Annotated in this window: 16 protein-coding genes; 10 read left to right on the top strand and 6 right to left on the bottom strand. The window is 67.8% G+C overall.

Going from position 1 to position 17,541, the window contains the following annotated elements; genetic code table 11:
* Nucleotides 1-3: 3 nt before the first annotated feature.
* The 5 genes from OIM94_RS18710 to OIM94_RS18690 form a co-directional block, all read right to left on the bottom strand.
* Nucleotides 4-849 (bottom strand): class III extradiol dioxygenase subunit beta, encoded by an 846-nt coding sequence (locus OIM94_RS18710; RefSeq protein WP_264610105.1) that lies wholly within the window; start codon nucleotides 847-849, stop codon nucleotides 4-6.
* Nucleotides 849-1,259, bottom strand: a complete 411-nt coding sequence (gene ligA / locus OIM94_RS18705) for a protocatechuate 4,5-dioxygenase subunit alpha (RefSeq protein ID WP_264610104.1) — start codon at nucleotides 1,257-1,259, stop codon at nucleotides 849-851. Before ligA ends, OIM94_RS18710 begins: the two co-directional genes overlap by 1 nt.
* The gene (locus tag OIM94_RS18700) at nucleotides 1,256-2,281 is read right to left on the bottom strand and encodes an amidohydrolase family protein (protein WP_264610103.1); all 1,026 of its coding nucleotides are present in this window, start codon (nucleotides 2,279-2,281) and stop codon (nucleotides 1,256-1,258) included. Before OIM94_RS18700 ends, ligA begins: the two co-directional genes overlap by 4 nt.
* Nucleotides 2,278-3,147, bottom strand: coding sequence for a DUF1932 domain-containing protein (locus OIM94_RS18695; protein WP_264610102.1), 870 nt, complete (start codon nucleotides 3,145-3,147; stop codon nucleotides 2,278-2,280). The genes OIM94_RS18700 and OIM94_RS18695 overlap by 4 nt, the downstream gene beginning before the upstream one ends.
* Before the next feature lie 63 nt (nucleotides 3,148-3,210).
* Entirely contained in the window at nucleotides 3,211-4,368 is a 1,158-nt protein-coding gene (locus tag OIM94_RS18690) for a LysR substrate-binding domain-containing protein (RefSeq protein WP_264610101.1), read from the bottom strand.
* Nucleotides 4,369-4,466: 98 nt separating this feature from the next.
* Between OIM94_RS18690 and ligK the strand changes: the two genes are divergently transcribed.
* From ligK to OIM94_RS18675, 3 genes are read left to right on the top strand one after another with little or no spacing between them, the layout of a single operon-like run.
* Nucleotides 4,467-5,141 (top strand): 4-carboxy-4-hydroxy-2-oxoadipate aldolase/oxaloacetate decarboxylase, encoded by a 675-nt coding sequence (gene ligK / locus OIM94_RS18685; RefSeq protein ID WP_264610100.1) that lies wholly within the window; start codon nucleotides 4,467-4,469, stop codon nucleotides 5,139-5,141.
* A complete protein-coding gene (locus OIM94_RS18680) occupies nucleotides 5,134-6,195 on the top strand; it encodes a 4-oxalomesaconate tautomerase (protein ID WP_264610099.1) in 1,062 nt (353 codons plus the stop codon). Before ligK ends, OIM94_RS18680 begins: the two co-directional genes overlap by 8 nt.
* Entirely contained in the window at nucleotides 6,192-7,070 is an 879-nt protein-coding gene (locus OIM94_RS18675) for an amidohydrolase family protein (protein ID WP_264610098.1), read from the top strand. The genes OIM94_RS18680 and OIM94_RS18675 overlap by 4 nt, the downstream gene beginning before the upstream one ends.
* 48 nt (nucleotides 7,071-7,118) lie before the next feature.
* Here OIM94_RS18675 and OIM94_RS18670 read toward each other — a convergent pair whose 3' ends face one another.
* Nucleotides 7,119-8,222 carry a PLP-dependent cysteine synthase family protein gene (locus tag OIM94_RS18670; protein ID WP_413716415.1) on the bottom strand — a complete coding sequence of 368 codons (1,104 nt, stop codon included), beginning with the start codon at nucleotides 8,220-8,222 and terminating at the stop codon, nucleotides 7,119-7,121.
* 190 nt (nucleotides 8,223-8,412) lie between these two features.
* On the opposite strand from OIM94_RS18670, the gene OIM94_RS18665 reads away from it, so the two are divergent.
* From OIM94_RS18665 to OIM94_RS18635, 7 genes are all read left to right on the top strand, one after another.
* Complete coding sequence (locus OIM94_RS18665) at nucleotides 8,413-10,455, top strand: M3 family metallopeptidase (RefSeq protein ID WP_264610097.1); 2,043 nt, start codon at nucleotides 8,413-8,415, stop codon at nucleotides 10,453-10,455.
* 51 nt (nucleotides 10,456-10,506) lie between these two features.
* Nucleotides 10,507-10,983 carry an Lrp/AsnC family transcriptional regulator gene (locus OIM94_RS18660; protein WP_264610096.1) on the top strand — a complete coding sequence of 159 codons (477 nt, stop codon included), beginning with the start codon at nucleotides 10,507-10,509 and terminating at the stop codon, nucleotides 10,981-10,983.
* A 498-nt stretch (nucleotides 10,984-11,481) separates the two neighbouring features.
* The gene (locus OIM94_RS18655) at nucleotides 11,482-13,482 is read left to right on the top strand and encodes an HAD family hydrolase (RefSeq protein ID WP_264610095.1); all 2,001 of its coding nucleotides are present in this window, start codon (nucleotides 11,482-11,484) and stop codon (nucleotides 13,480-13,482) included.
* Nucleotides 13,479-14,624 carry a glycosyltransferase gene (locus OIM94_RS18650; protein WP_264610094.1) on the top strand — a complete coding sequence of 382 codons (1,146 nt, stop codon included), beginning with the start codon at nucleotides 13,479-13,481 and terminating at the stop codon, nucleotides 14,622-14,624. Before OIM94_RS18655 ends, OIM94_RS18650 begins: the two co-directional genes overlap by 4 nt.
* On the top strand, nucleotides 14,621-15,547 hold the full coding sequence (locus OIM94_RS18645) for a galactosyltransferase-related protein (RefSeq protein WP_264610093.1): 927 nt from the start codon (nucleotides 14,621-14,623) through the stop codon (nucleotides 15,545-15,547). Before OIM94_RS18650 ends, OIM94_RS18645 begins: the two co-directional genes overlap by 4 nt.
* Nucleotides 15,544-16,617, top strand: coding sequence for a glycosyltransferase (locus OIM94_RS18640; RefSeq protein WP_264610092.1), 1,074 nt, complete (start codon nucleotides 15,544-15,546; stop codon nucleotides 16,615-16,617). Before OIM94_RS18645 ends, OIM94_RS18640 begins: the two co-directional genes overlap by 4 nt.
* Nucleotides 16,614-17,525, top strand: coding sequence for a polysaccharide pyruvyl transferase family protein (locus tag OIM94_RS18635; RefSeq protein ID WP_264610091.1), 912 nt, complete (start codon nucleotides 16,614-16,616; stop codon nucleotides 17,523-17,525). The genes OIM94_RS18640 and OIM94_RS18635 overlap by 4 nt, the downstream gene beginning before the upstream one ends.
* Nucleotides 17,526-17,541 lie beyond the last annotated feature (16 nt).

Below are 17,541 nucleotides of genomic sequence, written 5' to 3'. Positions count from 1 at the left end.
GGATCAGCGGACGGGTTCGAGCACGAGATGCCCGACCGCGGTGTTGGAAGCGGGGACGTGGTAATGGCGATGCAGCGCCCGCACGTCGCGGCCCAGCGCGCCCCGCATGATCAGCCACATCACCATCTCGATGCCTTCCGAGCCGGTCTCGCGCAGATATTCGATATGCGGAATGGCGCGGAGGTCGTTGCCGTGCGGGCCGCTCATCAGATCGAGGAAGCGATTGTCCCATTCGGCGTTGATCAGCCCGGCGCGCGGGCCCTGGAGCTGGTGGCTCATGCCGCCCGTGCCCCAGACCTGCACGTTGAGATCCTCGGGATAGCTTTCCACCGCCCGCGCGATCGCCTCGCCGAGCAGCCAGCAGCGATTGCCAGAGGGCGGCGGATAGGTGACGACGTTGACCGCGAGCGGCACCACCTTCACCGGCCAGGTCTCGGGCTGGCCGAACATCAGGCTCATCGGCACGGTGAGGCCATGATCGACCTGCATCTCGTTGACGATGGTCAGGTCGAACTCGTCGAGGATGCAGCTCTGCGCGATGTGCCAGGCGAGATCGGGATGGCCGATCACGTCGGGTACCGGGCGCGGTCCCCAGCCTTCGTCGCAGATGCCGTAGCGCTCGGCACAGCCGATCGCGAAGGTAGGGATGATCCGCATGTCGAACGCCGAGGCATGGTCGTTATAGACCAGGATCACGACGTCGGGCTTTTCGCCCGCAATCCACTGCCTTGACCAGTCATAGCCGGCGAAAACCGGCTGCCAGTAAGGCTCGGCGGTCTTGCCGAGATCCAGCGCCGCACCCACGGCGGGGATGTGACTGGTCGCCACACCGGCGGTAATCCGTGCCATCAGCGCTTCTCCCGGATCGAGCGCACGCCCTGTGGGGAACGTCCGCCGGCGACCATCATCGCCTGATAGTCCTGCGGGCTCATCCCGGTCATCGTGCCGACCGCCTGCAGGAAGCTGAGGCCATCGGTGGAGAAGAGCTTGGCGAGGAAATAGATATTGCCGCCCAGATCGAGGCAGCGATTGTAATCGCGGTCGAGCAGCGCCTGCTTCTGCGCGTCACTGAGCGGCCATGCTTCGAGATAGGCGCGCTCGTCCGCCTTGAAGCGCTCGCGATTTTGCGCTTTCATCAGGCTCATCGCGAACTGGTTCATCCAATATCCCTGCCGGGCCCGCGCCGCGGTGTAGACGCGCGTGCCGGGGATATCCTCGAACTCCGCCAGATAGGCGTGGATGTCGCGCGCGCCGCTCACAGACCGCGCGCCTTCAGCTTGGCGTCCAGCAGCGGAAAGACCCGGCGGGCATTGCCCTCGAAAATGGCGTGGCGTTCCGCCTCGGGCAGGTTAAGCGCGTCGACATAGCGCTTGGTATCATCGAAATACTGGCCGGTGGTGGGATCGATGCCGCGCACCGCGCCCACCATCTCCGACCCGAACAGGATGTTCTTCTTGTCGATCACGTCGGCCAGCAGATTGATACCCGGCTGGTGATAGACGCAGGTATCGAAGAAGATGTTCTGCATCAGATGCGTGTCCAGCGACGGCTTCTTCAGCATGTCCGCGAGACCCCGGTAGCGCCCCCAATGATAGGGCACCGCGCCGCCGCCATGCGGGATGATGAAGCGCAGCGTCGGGAAGTCCTTGAACAGATCGCCTTCGAGCAGTTGCATGAAGGCGATCGTGTCGGCGGCGATATAATAGCCGCCGGTCGCGTGCATCGCCTGGTTGCAGCTACCGGAGACGTGGATCATCGCCGGCACGTCAAGCTCGACCATCTTCTCGTAGAAGGGGTACCAATAGCGGTCGGTCAGCGGCGGATGGGTAAAATGGCCACCGCCCGGATCGGGGTTGAGGTTGCAGCCGATGAAGCCGAGCTCGGTGACGCAGCGCTCGAGTTCCTCGATCGAGCCCTGCATATCGGCCTTGGGGCTTTGCGGGAGCATGCACACGCCGGCAAAGGTTTCGGGAAACAGATTGACAACGCGCCCGATCAGGTCGTTGCAGCGACGCGCCCATTCCCGCGCGACCTTCTCGTCGCCGACATGGGGCGCCATCGCCGAGGCGCGGGGCGAGAAGATGGTGAGATCGGCACCGCGCTCCCTGATCAGGCGCAGCTGGTTGGCCTCGATCGTCTCGCGGATCTCGTCGTCGCTGATCTCGGGATAGGGCGGCGGGCAGGTGCCGGCCTTGAACGCGGCCTTCTGCGCCTCGCGCCAGGCGTCATGCGCCTTGGGCAGCACGGTATAATGGCCGTGACAGTCGATGATCATCGTCATTGGATTTTCGTCCTCTCCTCGATCGCGGCGAGCTTGGCGCCCAGCCCTTCGGGCGGTGCACCGAGCGCCAGCATGCCGATCGCACGCTGACGCGCGACGGTGCCGCGGGTCATGGCGGCGCCGGTCCCCAGCGCCTCCAGTGTCTTGACGACTTCCTCCATCTCGGCGGCGCGACGCAGCCCGTGGATCATCATGCGGTCGAGATTGTAATCGGCGCGCGCTTCCCAGGGGCGCGGGCGCTCGCTGGCGTCGAGCGAAGCGAGCACCGCCTCGCGCACCCCCGCCGCCTCGGCCGCCAGCATGCATTCGGCGGTCAACGCCTCGATGCCCTTTACCATCACCGAACGGATCATCTTGATCGACGAGGCACGTCCGACAGCATCGCCGGCCACGCTGATGTTCTGGAAGCCGAGGACGGCGAGCGCCGCCGCCGCCGCTTCCGCCTGCGCGCCGCTCAGCAGCAGCGGCACGGCGAGGCGTGCGGGATCGACCGGCGCGAGAATGGCGAGGTCGACATAGTGTGCGCCCGCTGCTTCCACGGCACGCGCGGCCGACTGCTTGGTCTGCGGGGCGACGCTGTTGCCGTCGCAGTACAGCGCATGCGGAGCGAGGTGCGGCGCGGCGGCCTCGGCCGCGGCCAGCGCTTGGTCGGCGGTGACGAGCGACAGGACGAACGGCCGGCCCGCCAGTGCCTCGGCCAGCGTCGCGGCGCCCTCGACCCCGGCTTCGGCATAACGCTCGCGCATCGCTGCGGCGTCGCCGGTGTCCGTCTTGCGATCGAAGACGCGCGCCCCTTCCCAACCGCCGGCGCGGGCGAAGGTGGATCCAGCCTCTCCAAAGCCGATCAGGGCGATCGTGTCGGTCATGGCGGCGGCATGGCCGAGCGAGGCAGCGACGACCAATCGAATCCGCCGGCCCGTTATAAGTTTTTACGTATAGAGGGTCTCGGCCGAGGCATGGACCGTCGCCAGGAACGCTGCCTGGGCACGGGTCGGCCGCCAGTCGGCGCGGTGGGTCACGCCGATCGTGCGGGTCACCGCACCCGGGGCCGGCCCCAGATCGACCAGCATGCCGCTGGCCAGCTCCACCGAAAGCTGATCGACCGAAAGCAGCGTGAGCTCGTCCCCCGCCTGCAGCAGTTCGCGGATCGTCATCACCGAACCGCATTCGATCGGCACCGGCGGCAGCGGTCCACCGATCGCGGCGAACAGGTTGCGCCACAGCGTGCGCAGCGGCGTGCCTTCGGGCGGAACGATCCAGCCATATCGGTGCAGCGCCGCCAGCCGGTCCGACTCGTCGGCCAGCGGGTGTCCCGCGCGGCCGATGATCGTCGGCCGGTCGTCGAACAGGCGTGTCTGGACAAGGTCTGCCCCCAGCGTCGCCGGATCGCGGACGGCGCCGATCATCAGGTCGATCTCGCCGTCGCGCAGCGGCCCCACCAGTTCGCCATGCGCCCCTTCGTGGATCAACAGGTCGATGCCAGCATGGTCGCGCCGGAACGCGTTGATCGCGTGGGGCAACAACCGTGCGCGGCACAGCGGCATCGCGCCGATCGAGATGCGCCCCGACGCCCGTCCGAGCAGCTCGCCGAGATCCTCGACGCCCGCACGCAGCTCTGCCAGCGCGAGGCGCAGCCGCCGCGCGACCTGGACGCCGTGATGGGTCAGAACCAGCCCGCGCCCGCGCCGATCGACCAGCCGCTGTCCCAGCGCCAGCCTGAGATCGCCGACCGCACGGTGAAGCGACGAAACCGTCACCCCCGCGGCTTGCGCCGCTGCGGGATAGCTGCCTTGCTGCGCGAGCGCCACGAACGCACGCAGCTGCGCGGCCGTCACCCGGTTGCTGCCGATCAGGCGCAGCGCCACCTCGACGCGTGGCACCAGTCGCAACGCTGCGGCGGTCGGCGCCATGCCCGTCGCCCGCCGCTCGAACAGGGCAAGGCCGAGCTGCGCTTCCAGCTTGGCGATCCCCTGCGTGGCCGCCGGCTGGGTGAGGTGCACCGCTTCCGCCGCCTTGCTGACGCTCCCGAGCCGCACGGCGGCGGCCATAGCGGCAAGGTGGCGGATATTGAGCTGGTCGACCTGCACCCGGTACAATTAGCAAAATCTAATGGCCCCGCCATCCTTTCGATTGGATGCATTCGGCGGAGGCGCGCACCTCCACCGGCAAATCAGAAGGAGCTGCCATGTCGGGCATCGTCGTCCAGAATATCGAACGTGCCGATCCCGGGGTGATCGATGGTCTCGCGCATGCCGGGGTCGCGACCGTCCATGAGGCACAAGGCCGTACCGGGCTGCTGGCGCCGCACCTGCGCCCGATCTACGCGGGTGCGCGGATTGCCGGCAGCGCGGTGACGATCTCCGCGCCGCCGGGCGACAACTGGATGGTGCATGTCGCGATCGAGCAGCTGCGCGATGGCGACATCCTCGTGCTGGCCCCGACCAGCCCCTGCACCGACGGCTATTTCGGCGACCTGCTCGCCACCTCCGCCCAGGCGCGCGGCTGCCGGGGGCTGATCATCGATGCCGGGGTGCGCGACGTGCGCGATCTGACCGCGATGGGCTTTCCCGTGTGGTCCAAGGCGGTGCATGCGCAGGGTACGATCAAGGGCACACTCGGCTCGGTCAACATACCCGTCGTGTGCGCGAACGCACTGGTCAACGCGGGCGACGTGATCGTGGCGGATGATGACGGCGTATGCGTCGTCCCCCGCGCGCAAGCCGCCGCCGTGCTCGAAAAGGCCAAGGCCCGCGAAGCGCTGGAGGAGGCGAAGCGCCAGCGGCTGGCCGCCGGCGAACTCGGGCTCGACATCTACAACATGCGCCCGCGTCTCGCCGAGATGGGGCTGAAATATGTCTGAGCCAGTCGCCGCCCGGGTGATGTGGATGCGCGGCGGTACCTCGAAGGGCGCGTTCTTCCTCGCCGAGGACCTGCCTGCCGACACCGAAGCGCGCGACGCCTTCCTGCTGCGGATCATGGGTTCGCCCGATCCCCGTCAGATCGACGGCATGGGCGGGGCCGATCCGCTGACGAGCAAGGTGGCCGTGGTCAGCAAGTCGACCCGCGACGGCGCGGACGTCGACTATCTGTTCCTCCAGGTGTTCGTCGATCAGGCGATCGTGTCCGACGCGCAGAATTGCGGGAACATCCTTGCCGGCGTCGGCCCCTTCGCGATCGAGCGGGGCCTGGTCGCGGCACGGCATGGCGAGACCCCGGTCCGCGTCTATCTGGTCAATACCGGCCAGCGTGCGGTCGCCACGGTGCAGACGCCCGACGCCCGCGTCACCTATGCCGGCGATGCCCGGATCGACGGCGTGCCGGGCACGTCTGCCGCCATCCCGCTCGAATTCCGCGACACCGCCGGCTCTTCCTGCGGCGCGCTGCTCCCCACCGGCAACGCGGTGGACGTGGTGGAGGGCGTGGCCGTCACGCTGATCGACAATGGCATGCCGTGCGTGGTCCTGAAGGCGGCGGATGTCGGCGTCACCGGCTATGAGGATCGCGAGACGCTCGACCGCGATTCCGCGCTCAAGGCCCGGATCGAGACGATCCGGCTGGCGGTCGGCGAACGGATGAATCTGGGCGATGTGCGCGAAAAATCGGTGCCGAAGATGATGCTCGTCGCCCCGCCGCGAAACGGCGGCGCGGTGACGGTGCGCAGCTTCATCCCCCACCGCGCGCATGCCTCGATCGGCGTGCTGGGGGCAGTGAGCGTCGCCACTGCCTGCTTGCTCCCGGGCTCGCCCGCCGCGGAGGTCGCGGTGGTGCCCGAAGGGCAGCGCAAGACGCTCTCGGTCGAGCATCCGACCGGCGAGACGACCTGCGTGATGGAGCTGGACGAAGCGGGCACGGTCACCAGCGCGGCGATGCTGCGCACCGCGCGCAAGCTGATGGACGGAGAAGTATTCGCATGAGCCGCATCACCAGCTGGCACGCCGATCCGAGCGTGCCGCGCTTCACGCCGCCCCCCGGTGCGGTGGATGCCCATTGCCACGTCTTCGGGCCGATGGCCGCGTTTCCGTTCAGCGCCAAGGCCAAGTATCTGCCCGAGGATGCCGGGCCCGACATGCTCTTCGCCCTGCGCGATCGGCTCGGATTCTCGCGCAACGTGATCGTCCAGGCGAGTTGCCACGGTACCGACAATGCCGCGACGCTGCACGCCATCGCCCAGTCGAACGGCAAGGCACGCGGCGTGGCGGTCGTCGACCCCGCGATCCGGGATGCCGAGCTCGAAGCGCTGCACGAAGGCGGCATCCGCGGCGTGCGCTTCAACTTCCTCAAGCGTCTCGTGGACGATGCTCCCAAGGACAAGTTCCTGGAGGTCGCCCGCCGCGTCCAGTCGCTCGGCTGGCATGTGGTGGTGTATTTCGAGGCCGACATCCTTGCCGAACTCCGCCCCTTCCTCGATGCGATCCCCACCCTGCTGGTGATCGACCATATGGGCCGGCCGGACGTGGCGCAGGGTCCGCACGGGCCCGACATGCAGGCGTTCCGCGGGCTGCTCGACAGCCGCCCGGACATCTGGACGAAGGTCACCTGTCCAGACCGGCTCGATGGCAAGGGTCCGCCCTGGGAGGATTTCGCGGCCGCGGTCGCGCCGCTCGTCGCCGACTATCCGGATCGCGTGCTGTGGGGAACCGACTGGCCGCATCCGAACATGCAGGATGCGATTCCCGATGATGGTGCGCTGGTCGACATGATCCCGCGCATCGCGCCTACGGCCGAGCTGCAGCACAAGCTGCTCGTCGCCAATCCGATGCGGCTCTACTGGCCCGAGGCGCCCGTCTGAGCGGCTGGCCCAGGGCAGAAGGATCGGTGGGATCGCGGCGCCGGCCGGTTATCGGTACGCCCCGGTGGCAAGGAACTGCCGCATCCGTGCTTCCTCCTCCGCCACCGCCAGGCCACGCGCCGCGATCCACGCGTCGTTGAAATAGGTCGATGCATACCGGTCGCCGGAATCGCACAACAGGGTGACGATCGATCCGTCCACGCCGGCCGCTGCCATTTCGCTCGCCAGACGCGCGCAGGCGACCAGGTTGGTGCCCGTCGATCCACCGACCCGCCGGCCGAGATGCTGCGAAAGAACGCGGGCTGCCGCGATCGAGGCGGCATCCTCGACGACTTCCATGCGATCGATCACGGTGGGGACGAACGAGGGCTCCACGCGGGGCCGGCCGATGCCCTCGATCAGGCTGCACACGCCGCCATTGGCGCGCATCGCGCGATCGCGCCAGTGGCGGTGGAATATCGAGGCCGCCGGGTCCGCCACGCAGATCCGGGTGGGGTGGCGATGGTACCGCACGAACCGCCCCAGCGTCGCGGACGTTCCGCCGGTGCCGGCACCGCACACGATCCAGCTCGGGACCGGCGACGGTTCGCGGGTCATCTGGGCGAAGATGCTTTCGGCGATGTTGTTGTTTCCCCGCCAGTCGGTCGCCCGTTCGGCGAAGGTGAACTGGTCCATGTAATGACCGCCGCGCTCGGCCGCGAGCCGCTCTGCCTCGCCATATACGGCGCAAGGGTCGCCGACGCGGTGGCACAGGCCGCCCAGCGCCTCGATCGCCGCGATCTTCTCCGCCGCGGTACTCTGCGGCACGACCGCGATGAACGGCAGACCCAGCATCCGGGCGAAATAGGCCTCCGACACCGCGGTGGACCCAGACGAAGCCTCCACGACGGTGGTTTGCTCGGTGATCCAGCCGTTGCAAAGCGCGTGCAGGAACAGCGACCGCGCCAGGCGGTGCTTGAGGCTGCCGGTCGGATGGCTGCTCTCATCCTTGAGGTAGATGGCCACGCCGGGCAGCGCCGGCAGCGACAGCGGGATCAGATGGGTATCGGCGGAGCGCGTATAATCCGCCTCGATCCGGCCGATCGCCCAGTCGGTCCAGCGATCCCCGCTCCGTCCGAGCGCCCCACCTTCGTTTGAAACCCGCCCGTGCACGAACCCTTCACCTCGCAACCTCTATGCGCGGGGAGCAATAGCAGGATCCGCCATCGTTACGGGTGCAAAGTTTTGGGCTCGCTTGACGCGACGCGCATTTCGTTTGCACAGATTTGAGCAAGACAGAATTCCGGTTGCGCCTCCCGCTCAGCGGCACCAACTATCGCACCTCGACAACAGGAAGAGCCCCATGCCCCACGTCAATCCCCTGGTCCGTTTCGGGCGCGACAGCGCCAGCCTTCCGGCGTTCGACGCCATCGGTGCGGAGCACGTCGTGGAAGGCATCCGGATCGCGGTGGACGACCATGCGCAGGCGATGGAAGCGTGTCGCGCCATGCCCGGCGATCCGGCCCTGCTGGCCCGCAAGGAAGCCGCCGATCTCGCGCTGAACCAGAGCTGGGGCATCGTCGGCCATCTGCTGAGCGTCACCAGCTCTCCGGCGCTGCGGGCGGCGCATGCCGAGGCCCAGGCGATCATCGATGCGCATCTTGCCGCGATCGGCCAGGACAAGGCGCTCCATGCCGCGATGGCACAGATCCCGACCGACGCGCTCTCGCCGGAAAACCGCCGCGCGCTGACCCTGGCGCTACAGCAGTTCGAGCTCTCCGGCGTGGCGCTCGAAGGTGAAGCCGCCGCCCGCTTCTCGACGAACTGGATGGCGCTCAGCCGCCTGTCCACCGCCTTCTCCAATGCCGTACTCGACGCGACCCAGGCCTGGACGCTGCACGTCACCGATGCCGAAATGCTGCGCGGCATTCCCGAGGCGAGCCGTGCCGGCATGGCCGCCGCCGCCGAGCAGGCGGGCCTGACGGGGTGGCTCGTCACGCTGCACGCGCCCTCCTATCTCGCGGTCATGTCGCATGCCGAGGACCGCGATCTGCGCCGCCAGCTCTATGCAGCTTTTGGCACGCGCGCCTCCGATCAGGGCCCCAATGCAGGCCAGTTCGACAACAGCGCGACGATGCGCGAGATCCTGCGCCTGCGCGCGGACCAGGCGCTCGCGCTGGGGTTCGAGGATCCGGTGGCGCAATCGCTGGCAACCAAGATGGCACCCGATGCGACGACGGTGGAATCCTTCCTGTTGCGGCTCGCCCAGCTCGCCCGCCCCAAGGCCGAGGCCGATCTGGGCGACCTGCGCGCCTTCGCCGCGGAGCAGCTCGGCATCGAGACGCTTGCCCCCTGGGACATCCCCTTCGTCACCGAACGGCTGCGACAGGCGCGCCATGCGCTCGACAGCGCGGAGATCCGGGATCATCTGCCGCTCGCAAAGGTACTCGGCGCGTTGTTCGCGGTGGTGGGCGAGCTGTTCGACGTGGAGGTTCGCGAGGGAGCCGGCACTGCCCTGTGGCACGCCGATGCCCGTTCTTTCGAGATCCACCGGCGGGGCGCAGCGGCGGGAGCCGATCCGATCGCCGCGCTGTTCGCCGACATGTTCGCCCGCGACGGCAAGCGTGGCGGCGCCTGGATGAACACCTGCCGTGCCTATCAGGACGGCGGTGCGATCTGGCCGATCGCCTATCTCGTCACCAACTTCGCCCCCCCGGCTCCCGGCACGGCAGCGACCATCACCCATGACGAGATGGTCACGCTGTTCCATGAGATGGGCCATGTCCTGCATCACCTGCTCAGCCCGGTCGATGTGCCGAGCGTCGCGGGGGTGGCGGGCGTGGAATGGGATGCGGTGGAGCTTCCCAGCCAGTTCCTCGAGAATTTCGCCTGGGAGCCCGCCGTGCTGAAGGCCGCCTCTGCGCATGTCGAAACCGGTGCGCCACTGTCCGATGCGCTGATCGAGCGGATGCTGGGCGCGCGCCATTTCCAGCTCGCCCCACTGCTGCTCCGCCAGGTGGAATTCGCCCTGTTCGATCTGCGCCTGCATCGCGCGGCGGGCGGGCCGAACGCCCCCGATCCGCAGGCAATCCTGGAGGCCGTCCGCGAAGAGGTGGCGCTGGTCCGCCCGCCAGAATGGCATCGCTTCGCACACGCGTTCAGCCACATCTTCGCCGGCGGCTATGCTGCGGGCTATTATTCCTATCTGTGGGCCGAACTGCTCTCCAGCGATGCCTATGCAGCGTTCGAGGGGCCGGCGGCAGATCGACGGGCGCTGGGTGCGCGGTTCCGGCAGGAAGTGCTGTCGCCTGGCGGATCGCGTCCGGCGATGGAGAATTTCGTTGCCTTTCGCGGTCGCGAGCCTTCGGAGGCGGCACTGCTCGAGGCCTGGGGCATCGCCGCCTGACGCCCGCCGCAACGACCGTTCCTCTCCATGCACGACCGACGGAGCCCCCGGATGCTGACGTCCCGCGACCGCGCCATCCTCGACATCCTGCAACGTAACAGCGACACCCCGCTGGCCCTGGTCGGCGAGCGCGTCCATCTGTCCCCCTCGGCCTGTTCGCGACGCATCGCCAGCTTGCGCGACGCCGGCGTGATCCAGCGCAACGTCGCGGTGCTGGACCGGGAAGCGCTGGGGCTGACGACCACGATCTTCGTCACCGTCAGCGCCACGGTGCACAGCGCCCAGTGGACCGAGCGCTTCAAGGCGGCAGTGTGCGAGATCCCGGAGATCGTCGAAGTGTACCGGCTCACCGGCAGTATCGACTATCTGCTCAAGATCATTTTGCCGTCGGTCGAGGCCTATGACACCGTCTACAAGGCACTGGTCTCGCGCATCGACATGAACCTGGTCTGCGCCTCGATTGTCATGGAGACGGTAAAGGATGCGGAGAGCCTGCCGCTCGCCACGGGAATGCGTCTGGCAGACTAGCCTCATCTTTGCGCCGCGCTTCCCTGCCGCTCGACAGCGGGGCGGGTTGCGACGGGTCCGCTGCAGGCCAAATCCGCACCCACCTTCCCGAGAAGGCAGCGACAGGACCTTGAGAAGGGAAGGGTCGTGGAAAGTCCGCGGCGTGCCCTATCGTGCCAGATACGCTGATCGGCTGGAGCTACACCCGGCATGCGACCGCGGTGCCGATGGGATGCGCAGAATCGAAGTTCGTCCATGCGTGCGCCAGGCACGAAATTCAGCGTCATTCGCCGCGCTCATTTCAGGATCTCATATCCTATATGTGCGCAAAGAAGAATGTATATCCGTCGATAATATCTCGAAGTGAAATCGACTTTCCGAACATTCTCCAGTTTTTCCATTCGATGCCTCCCGATACGTACTTTCGGGTACAAACCGAACTTCGAAAAAATTAACAAGGATCAAAGCCCAGTACGTGGCGTTCCACTCCCCTAACGAAAGGGGCGTTCCTTGTTCATCATGCACATCGCACTCGGCGGATGTCTCAAAGCGCCGCCCGTCGCCTACGGGCTGACCGCTGATACCGGTGGGCATATCGCCTATATTCTCGAAGCAGCGCGGCATCAGGCACGCCAGCCGGGCGTCGAGCAGGTTTCGATCGTGACCCGTGCTTTCGTCGATGCGCGCCTCGGCACCGGCTATGCGGTACCGCGCGAAGTGGTCGCCCCGCGGCTGGTGATCGAACGGATTGCCACCCGCTGCGCATCCTATCTGGAAAAGGAAGCGCTGGCCGGGGACCTCCCCGCGTTCATCGATGCCTTCTGCGCGCATCTCGAACGATTGCCCCGCAGGCCCGACGTGCTGCACGCCCATTTCTCCGATGCCGCAGCCGTCGCGATCGCAGTCGAGCGCCGCTTCGGCATTCCCTTCGTCTATACGCCTCATGCCCTCGGAATCGACAAGCGCCGCCAGGGTATCGCGTGCGATGGTCTCGAAGCCCGCATCGCCGCCGAGCGCAACGCGCTTGCCGCAGCGGGCGCTGTGATCGTGTCGACACAGGAGGAGAAGAAGCGGCAAGTCGGCGCCTATGACGTGGCGCTGGGAGACCGCGTACACTGCATCGCCCCGGGTGTTCCTGCCCATGCGGTGGAGGAAGGCCGCGAAACGCTGGTCGATCGCCTGGGCGTCTGGTTGCATGACCCGTCGCGACCGATCATCCTTGCCGTCGCCCGGCCTGTCGCGAAAAAGAATCTCGCCGCCTTGCTCCGGGCCTATGCCGCGTCCCCGAAATTGCAGGGCCGTGCCAATCTGATCATCCTCGCCGGTCAGCACGATCATGCAGTGGGCGAAGAACGGATGGTGCTGGACGAGTTGCTCGCGCTGGCGGCAGAGCCGGCCCTTGCGGGTCGCATCGCACTGCCGCCTCGTCACGACAGCGCCGATGTCGCAGCGCTTTATGCGCGCGCCGCGGACGGCGGCGTGTTCGTCAATCCCGCGCTGCACGAGCCCTTCGGCCTGACACTGCTCGAAGCGGCTGACGCTGGCGTGCCGGTGGTCGCCACCCGAAATGGCGGGCCGGCGGAAATCATCGCCGATATCGGCCACGGCGTGCTCGTCGATCCCCGCGATACCGTGGCGATCGGCGAGGCAATCGCAACGCTGCTGAACGATCCCGCGCAGCATGCGACGCTTTCCGTGGCCGGACGCGCGGGTGTGGAGCGGTACCGCTGGGCCGGCTATGCCGCCTCCTCCCTGCGGGTCTATCGCGATCTTGCCGCCCCGCGCCTTCTGGCCTGCGATATCGACAATACGCTGACGGGCTGCGTCGACGGTGCCTTGGCCTTCGCCGCCTGGCACGATGCCCAGGACGTGCCCTTCGTCGTGGCCACGGGGCGCGGTTTCGAAGCGGCGCGGGAGATTCTGGCGCTGTGGGCGTTGCCCATGCCGGACGCCTTCATTGTCGATGTCGGTACGCGGCTGATGATCGCGGACGCCGAAGGTCGCTGGCAGGAATGCCCCCGCTTCGCGCAGCGCCTAGACGAGGGATGGGACCGCGCAGCCGTGGCGCGGACGCTCGCACCGCTGGGTGTTCCCGCGCAGCCGCCGGAGACCGCAGGGCCCCACAAGCTGAGCTTTTTCGGCGATGCCGATGATGCGGCGGCAATGCGCCGGGCACTGGCCGCGGCAGAGGTGCGCGCCCGGGTGATCTTCTCGCACGGCCACCTGATCGATGTCGTCGCGCCGCAGGGCGGAAAGGCATGTGCGATCGCCGCTTATGCTGCTCGCTCGGGATGGTCGCTGGCGCAGGTCGTGGCAGCAGGCGACAGCGGGAACGATATCGACATGCTCACCGCCTGCGGCCATGCGATCGTCGTCGGCAATGCCAGCGATGAGCTGGCGGATCTGCCGGATCGAGACGGCCTGCACCGCGTCAACGCCCCCCATGCGCGCGGCGTGCTGGAAGGTCTGGCGGCACTGGGGCTGGCCGTTCTGGCGACGCAGATCGCGGTGGCGGCATGATCCGCCCCTTCGGCTATTTCGTGCATCACCAGGGCCGCGGCCATGCCGAGCGATGCGCCGCGATCGCCCATGCCCTCCCCGCGGAGCGTCCGCTGACGCTGTTTTGCGCGCGCGACGACATTTTCCCCGCACTGCCGGCCCATGTCGAGATCCGGCGCATCCCCTCGCTCTTCGAGCCGGGCGGTGACGAACAGGGATCGATGGACTGGGTCCCGACGCCCCAGACCTTGCACTGCGCGCCGCTGGGTTGGCCCGGAATCCGCGCGGCAATGGCGACGATCAGCGGCTGGTTTCATGCCGCAGACCCCGCCTTGATGATTTGCGATGTGTCGGCCGAGATCGCCCAGCTGGCGCGCATCTGCTCGGTCCCGCACGTGAAGGTGCTGCAACATGGCAACCGCACCGATCCCGGGCACCAGTCCGCCTATGACGGCGCCGCGGGGCTGCTGGCCCCCTTCCATGCCGATCTCGCCCAACCGGAGTGGAGCACGGCAATGCGGGCGCGCACCTGCTTTGCGGGCGGCCTGGGCGTGGATACGCGCGTGCCGGAGCGTGAGGTCGCACGGCAGCGGGTGGGCGTCGGAGCAGAGGAGGAGATGATCCTCGTGCTTTCGGGCGGCGGCGGCGGCGGCTTCGCCCAGGCGCCGCTCGGCGTGGGCGCCCGCGCCTACCCGTCCGCGCGCTGGATCACGATCGGCGCCGTGCAGCGTGACTGGCACGCCACCGAACCCGCAAATATCGAGCATCGCGGCTGGGTCGACAATGCGGCGGACCATATCGCCGCCGCGGATCTGGTGATCGCCTCCACCGGCAATACGACGTGCCAGCAGATACTCGCTGCGGCACGTCCGTGGCTGGCGGTGCCCGAATGGCGCTATTTCGACGAGCAGCACCGCAAGGCAGATGCGCTTGGCGCCGCCGGCGTGGCGACCATTCGCCCGCACCTGCCGTCCTCCGCGCAGGACTGGACCGGCGCGATCACCGAGGCGCGCGCAAACCATGCCCCCGCCCGGCAGCGCGCGATGATCGAAGACATGCCCGCCGACAAGGCTGCCCTGTGGCTGGAGGCCCTTGCCGACCGGCTCTGGACACCCGCCTCCACCGCTCCTTCCGCCTCCAGCCTGGAAACCCCAACGCTATGACGCAGATTTCCGTGGTCACCCTCGCCAAGGGCCGTGCCGAACACCTCGCAAATGTGGTGCGCGGCCTTTCCCGCCAGAGCCTGCTGCCGGTCGAGCTGATCGTTGCGGTCATGCAGGACGAGCCGTACAAATTGCCCGAGGCACCCTTCCCGATCCGCCAGATGCGCATCACGGCCGACGCGCTCCCGCTCGCCGCCGCCCGCAACGCCGCCGCACGGGCGGCACAAGGTGAGACGCTGGTGTTTCTCGACATCGATTGCATCCCCACCCCCGATCTGCTTGCCGACTATGCCCGCTTCGCCGCAGCATTTGACGGGCTGCTGATGGGCGAGGTCATGTATCTGCCGGGCGGCGCCACCGCCGGAGACTGGTCGTACGAAGGGTTCGCAGCGGTGGCCCAGCGCCACTCGGACCGCCGCGGGCCGCCGCCGCAGGGACTGGAACTCTGCGCCGACTATCGGTGCTTCTGGTCGCTCAACTTCGCCATGCGTCGCGCGACCTTCCTGGCGACGGGTGGCTTTGACGAGCGCTATGTCGGCTATGGCGGTGAGGACACGGATTTCGGCAAGACGCTGGACCAGGCGGGCATCCCGATCGCGTGGATCAAGGGAGGCCTCGCCTATCATCAATATCATCCGCACCATATGCCGCCGGTGCACCATATCGACAGCGTCGTGCGCAACGCCGAGCTGTTCGAGCGCAAATGGGGGTATCGGACGATGGGGCACTGGCTGCATGCCTTCCGGCTGATGGGCCTGGTCGACGATACCGCAGGCCGGCCGATCCGCATTCTCCGTCGACCGGGGGAGGCGGATCTGGCGCTCACCGGGCAGCAGAGCCACCAGCCCTATGCCAACACCGCCCAGGTGATCCGCTATCTGGAGGCGAACGCCGCGCAGCCTTCGGATGCCGTCGCCGCATGAGGATTGCGATCCTCGCCCATGTCCGCCAGCGTATTGCCGAGCCGTTCGCCGGCGGCATGGAAGCGCACTGCTGGTACCTTGCCGCCGGGCTCCAGGCCCGCGGCCACGAGGTCGTGCTCTTCGCATCGGGGGACAGCGATCCGCGTTTCACGATCGAGCCGGTGCTCGCCGACCATTATGAGCGGACCTTCCCCTGGGCCGAGCATCGCGGGTCCGCCCCGCTGATCGCCCATCTCGATGCCGGCTACGCCCACGCCTGCGATCGCATCGCTGCCGGCGGATTCGATGTGGTGCACAACAACAGCCTCCATCGCTTCCCGCTGGAGGCGCGTCGCACCGCCGTCACGCCTACCGTCACCTCGCTGCACGTGCCGCCCTATGACGCGCTGCACTGGTTCGTCGCGGCGAGCCCCGCCCCGCGGCACCGCCTGACCGTCACCTCCGCGCGGCAGCTGGCCGCCTGGTGGCCGCAGGGCGCGCCGCCTGAAGCCTCGGTGCTCCACAACGGCATCGATCCTGCCCGGTGGCCCTTCGCCGACCGCGGCGATGGCACTGCGGTCTGGTGCGGGCGGATCACCCCCAACAAGGGCCCCCATCTCGCGGCACAGGCGGCGATCCGTGCAGGCATCCCGCTGACCCTGTTCGGGGCGATCGAGGATCCGGAATATTGGACGGCGGAGGTCGTAACGCTGCTGGGTGAGGGGGTGCGGTATGGCGGCCATCTCGAAGGTGCCGCGCTGGCGGCCGAACTCGGCCGCGCCTCGATCTTCGTCTTCACCCCATGCTGGGACGAGCCGTTCGGCCTTGTCGCCGTGGAGGCGATGGCGTGCGGGCTGCCAGTGGCGGCATTCGACATGGGCGCCGCACGTGAGGTTGTCGGCGAAGCGGGCGCATTCGCACCCTGCGGCGATGTCGAGGGGCTCGCGCTCGCCATCGATACCGCATACGCCATTCCGAGGACCGTAGCGCGCGCGCGCGTCCTCCGCCTGTTCACGCAGGATCGATGGCTTGCCCGCTGCGAGGATCTCTATGCCGCGGTACAGGACAGCGCAGCACTGCACGCCGCATGACCGATGTCGTCGCTGCCCAGCAGGCGCTGCTCCAACGCCGCTACCATGCGCATGTCGGCCCGGGCAGCGCCTATGCCCTGGTCGATTTCCCCGATCACCCCAATGTCGGGGATAGTGCGATCTGGCTCGGCGAGTGCCGCATGCTGCGCGCCATCACGGGTCGCCCGCCCGACTATGTCTCGACCTGGCATGACTTCGAGTTGGCGGCATTCCTGCGGGCATGCCCGGACGGAACCTTGTTCCTGCACGGCGGCGGCAATCTCGGGGACCTCTGGCCGCATCACCAGCAGTTCCGCGAGGCGCTGCTTCGCGCCGTTCGCGACCGGCCTGTCGTCCAGCTGCCGCAGTCGATCCATTTCGCCGACGAGCGCGGCCTCGCCCGCTTCGCGGCGATCGTCGCCGGCCATCCCTATTTCACCCTGCATGTGCGCGATTTGGATAGTCTCGCGATCGCCGCAGACCACTTCAACTGCCGCACCCACCTGACGCCGGACTCCGCCTTTGCCCTGGGTCCACAGCAACGTGGCGAGGCCGACACGCCGATCCTGGCGCTGATGCGCACCGATATCGAGCGCCGCGCGGCATTCGCACCATCGCTTGCCGGCGCAACGATCGTCGATTGGCTGGAGGAGGATGCGGATCTGCCGACGGGGACGAGCATCGCGGCGCGTGAGGCCCAGGCCCGCGCCCGTGTCGCGCGGGGTCTCCGGCTGCTGTCGCGCGGGACCAGCATCGCGACCGATCGCCTGCATGGCCATATCCTCGCGACCCTGCTCGGCATCCCCCACCGTGTGTTCGACAACCGCTATGGCAAGCTGGGCGCCTATATCCGCGCCTGGACCGCGCGGTCGCCGCTGGTGCAGGTCGCCAGCCAAGAGGGATTCTCTGCGGCGCTGCCTGCCGCATGACTCCCGCCGTTTCGAT

It is taken from the genome of Sphingomonas sp. R1, from assembly GCF_025960285.1.
Taxonomy (GTDB): Bacteria; Pseudomonadota; Alphaproteobacteria; order Sphingomonadales; family Sphingomonadaceae; genus Sphingomonas.
Note: the sequence above shows the minus strand (reverse complement) of the source record. Positions and strands in the feature narration are given on the sequence as shown.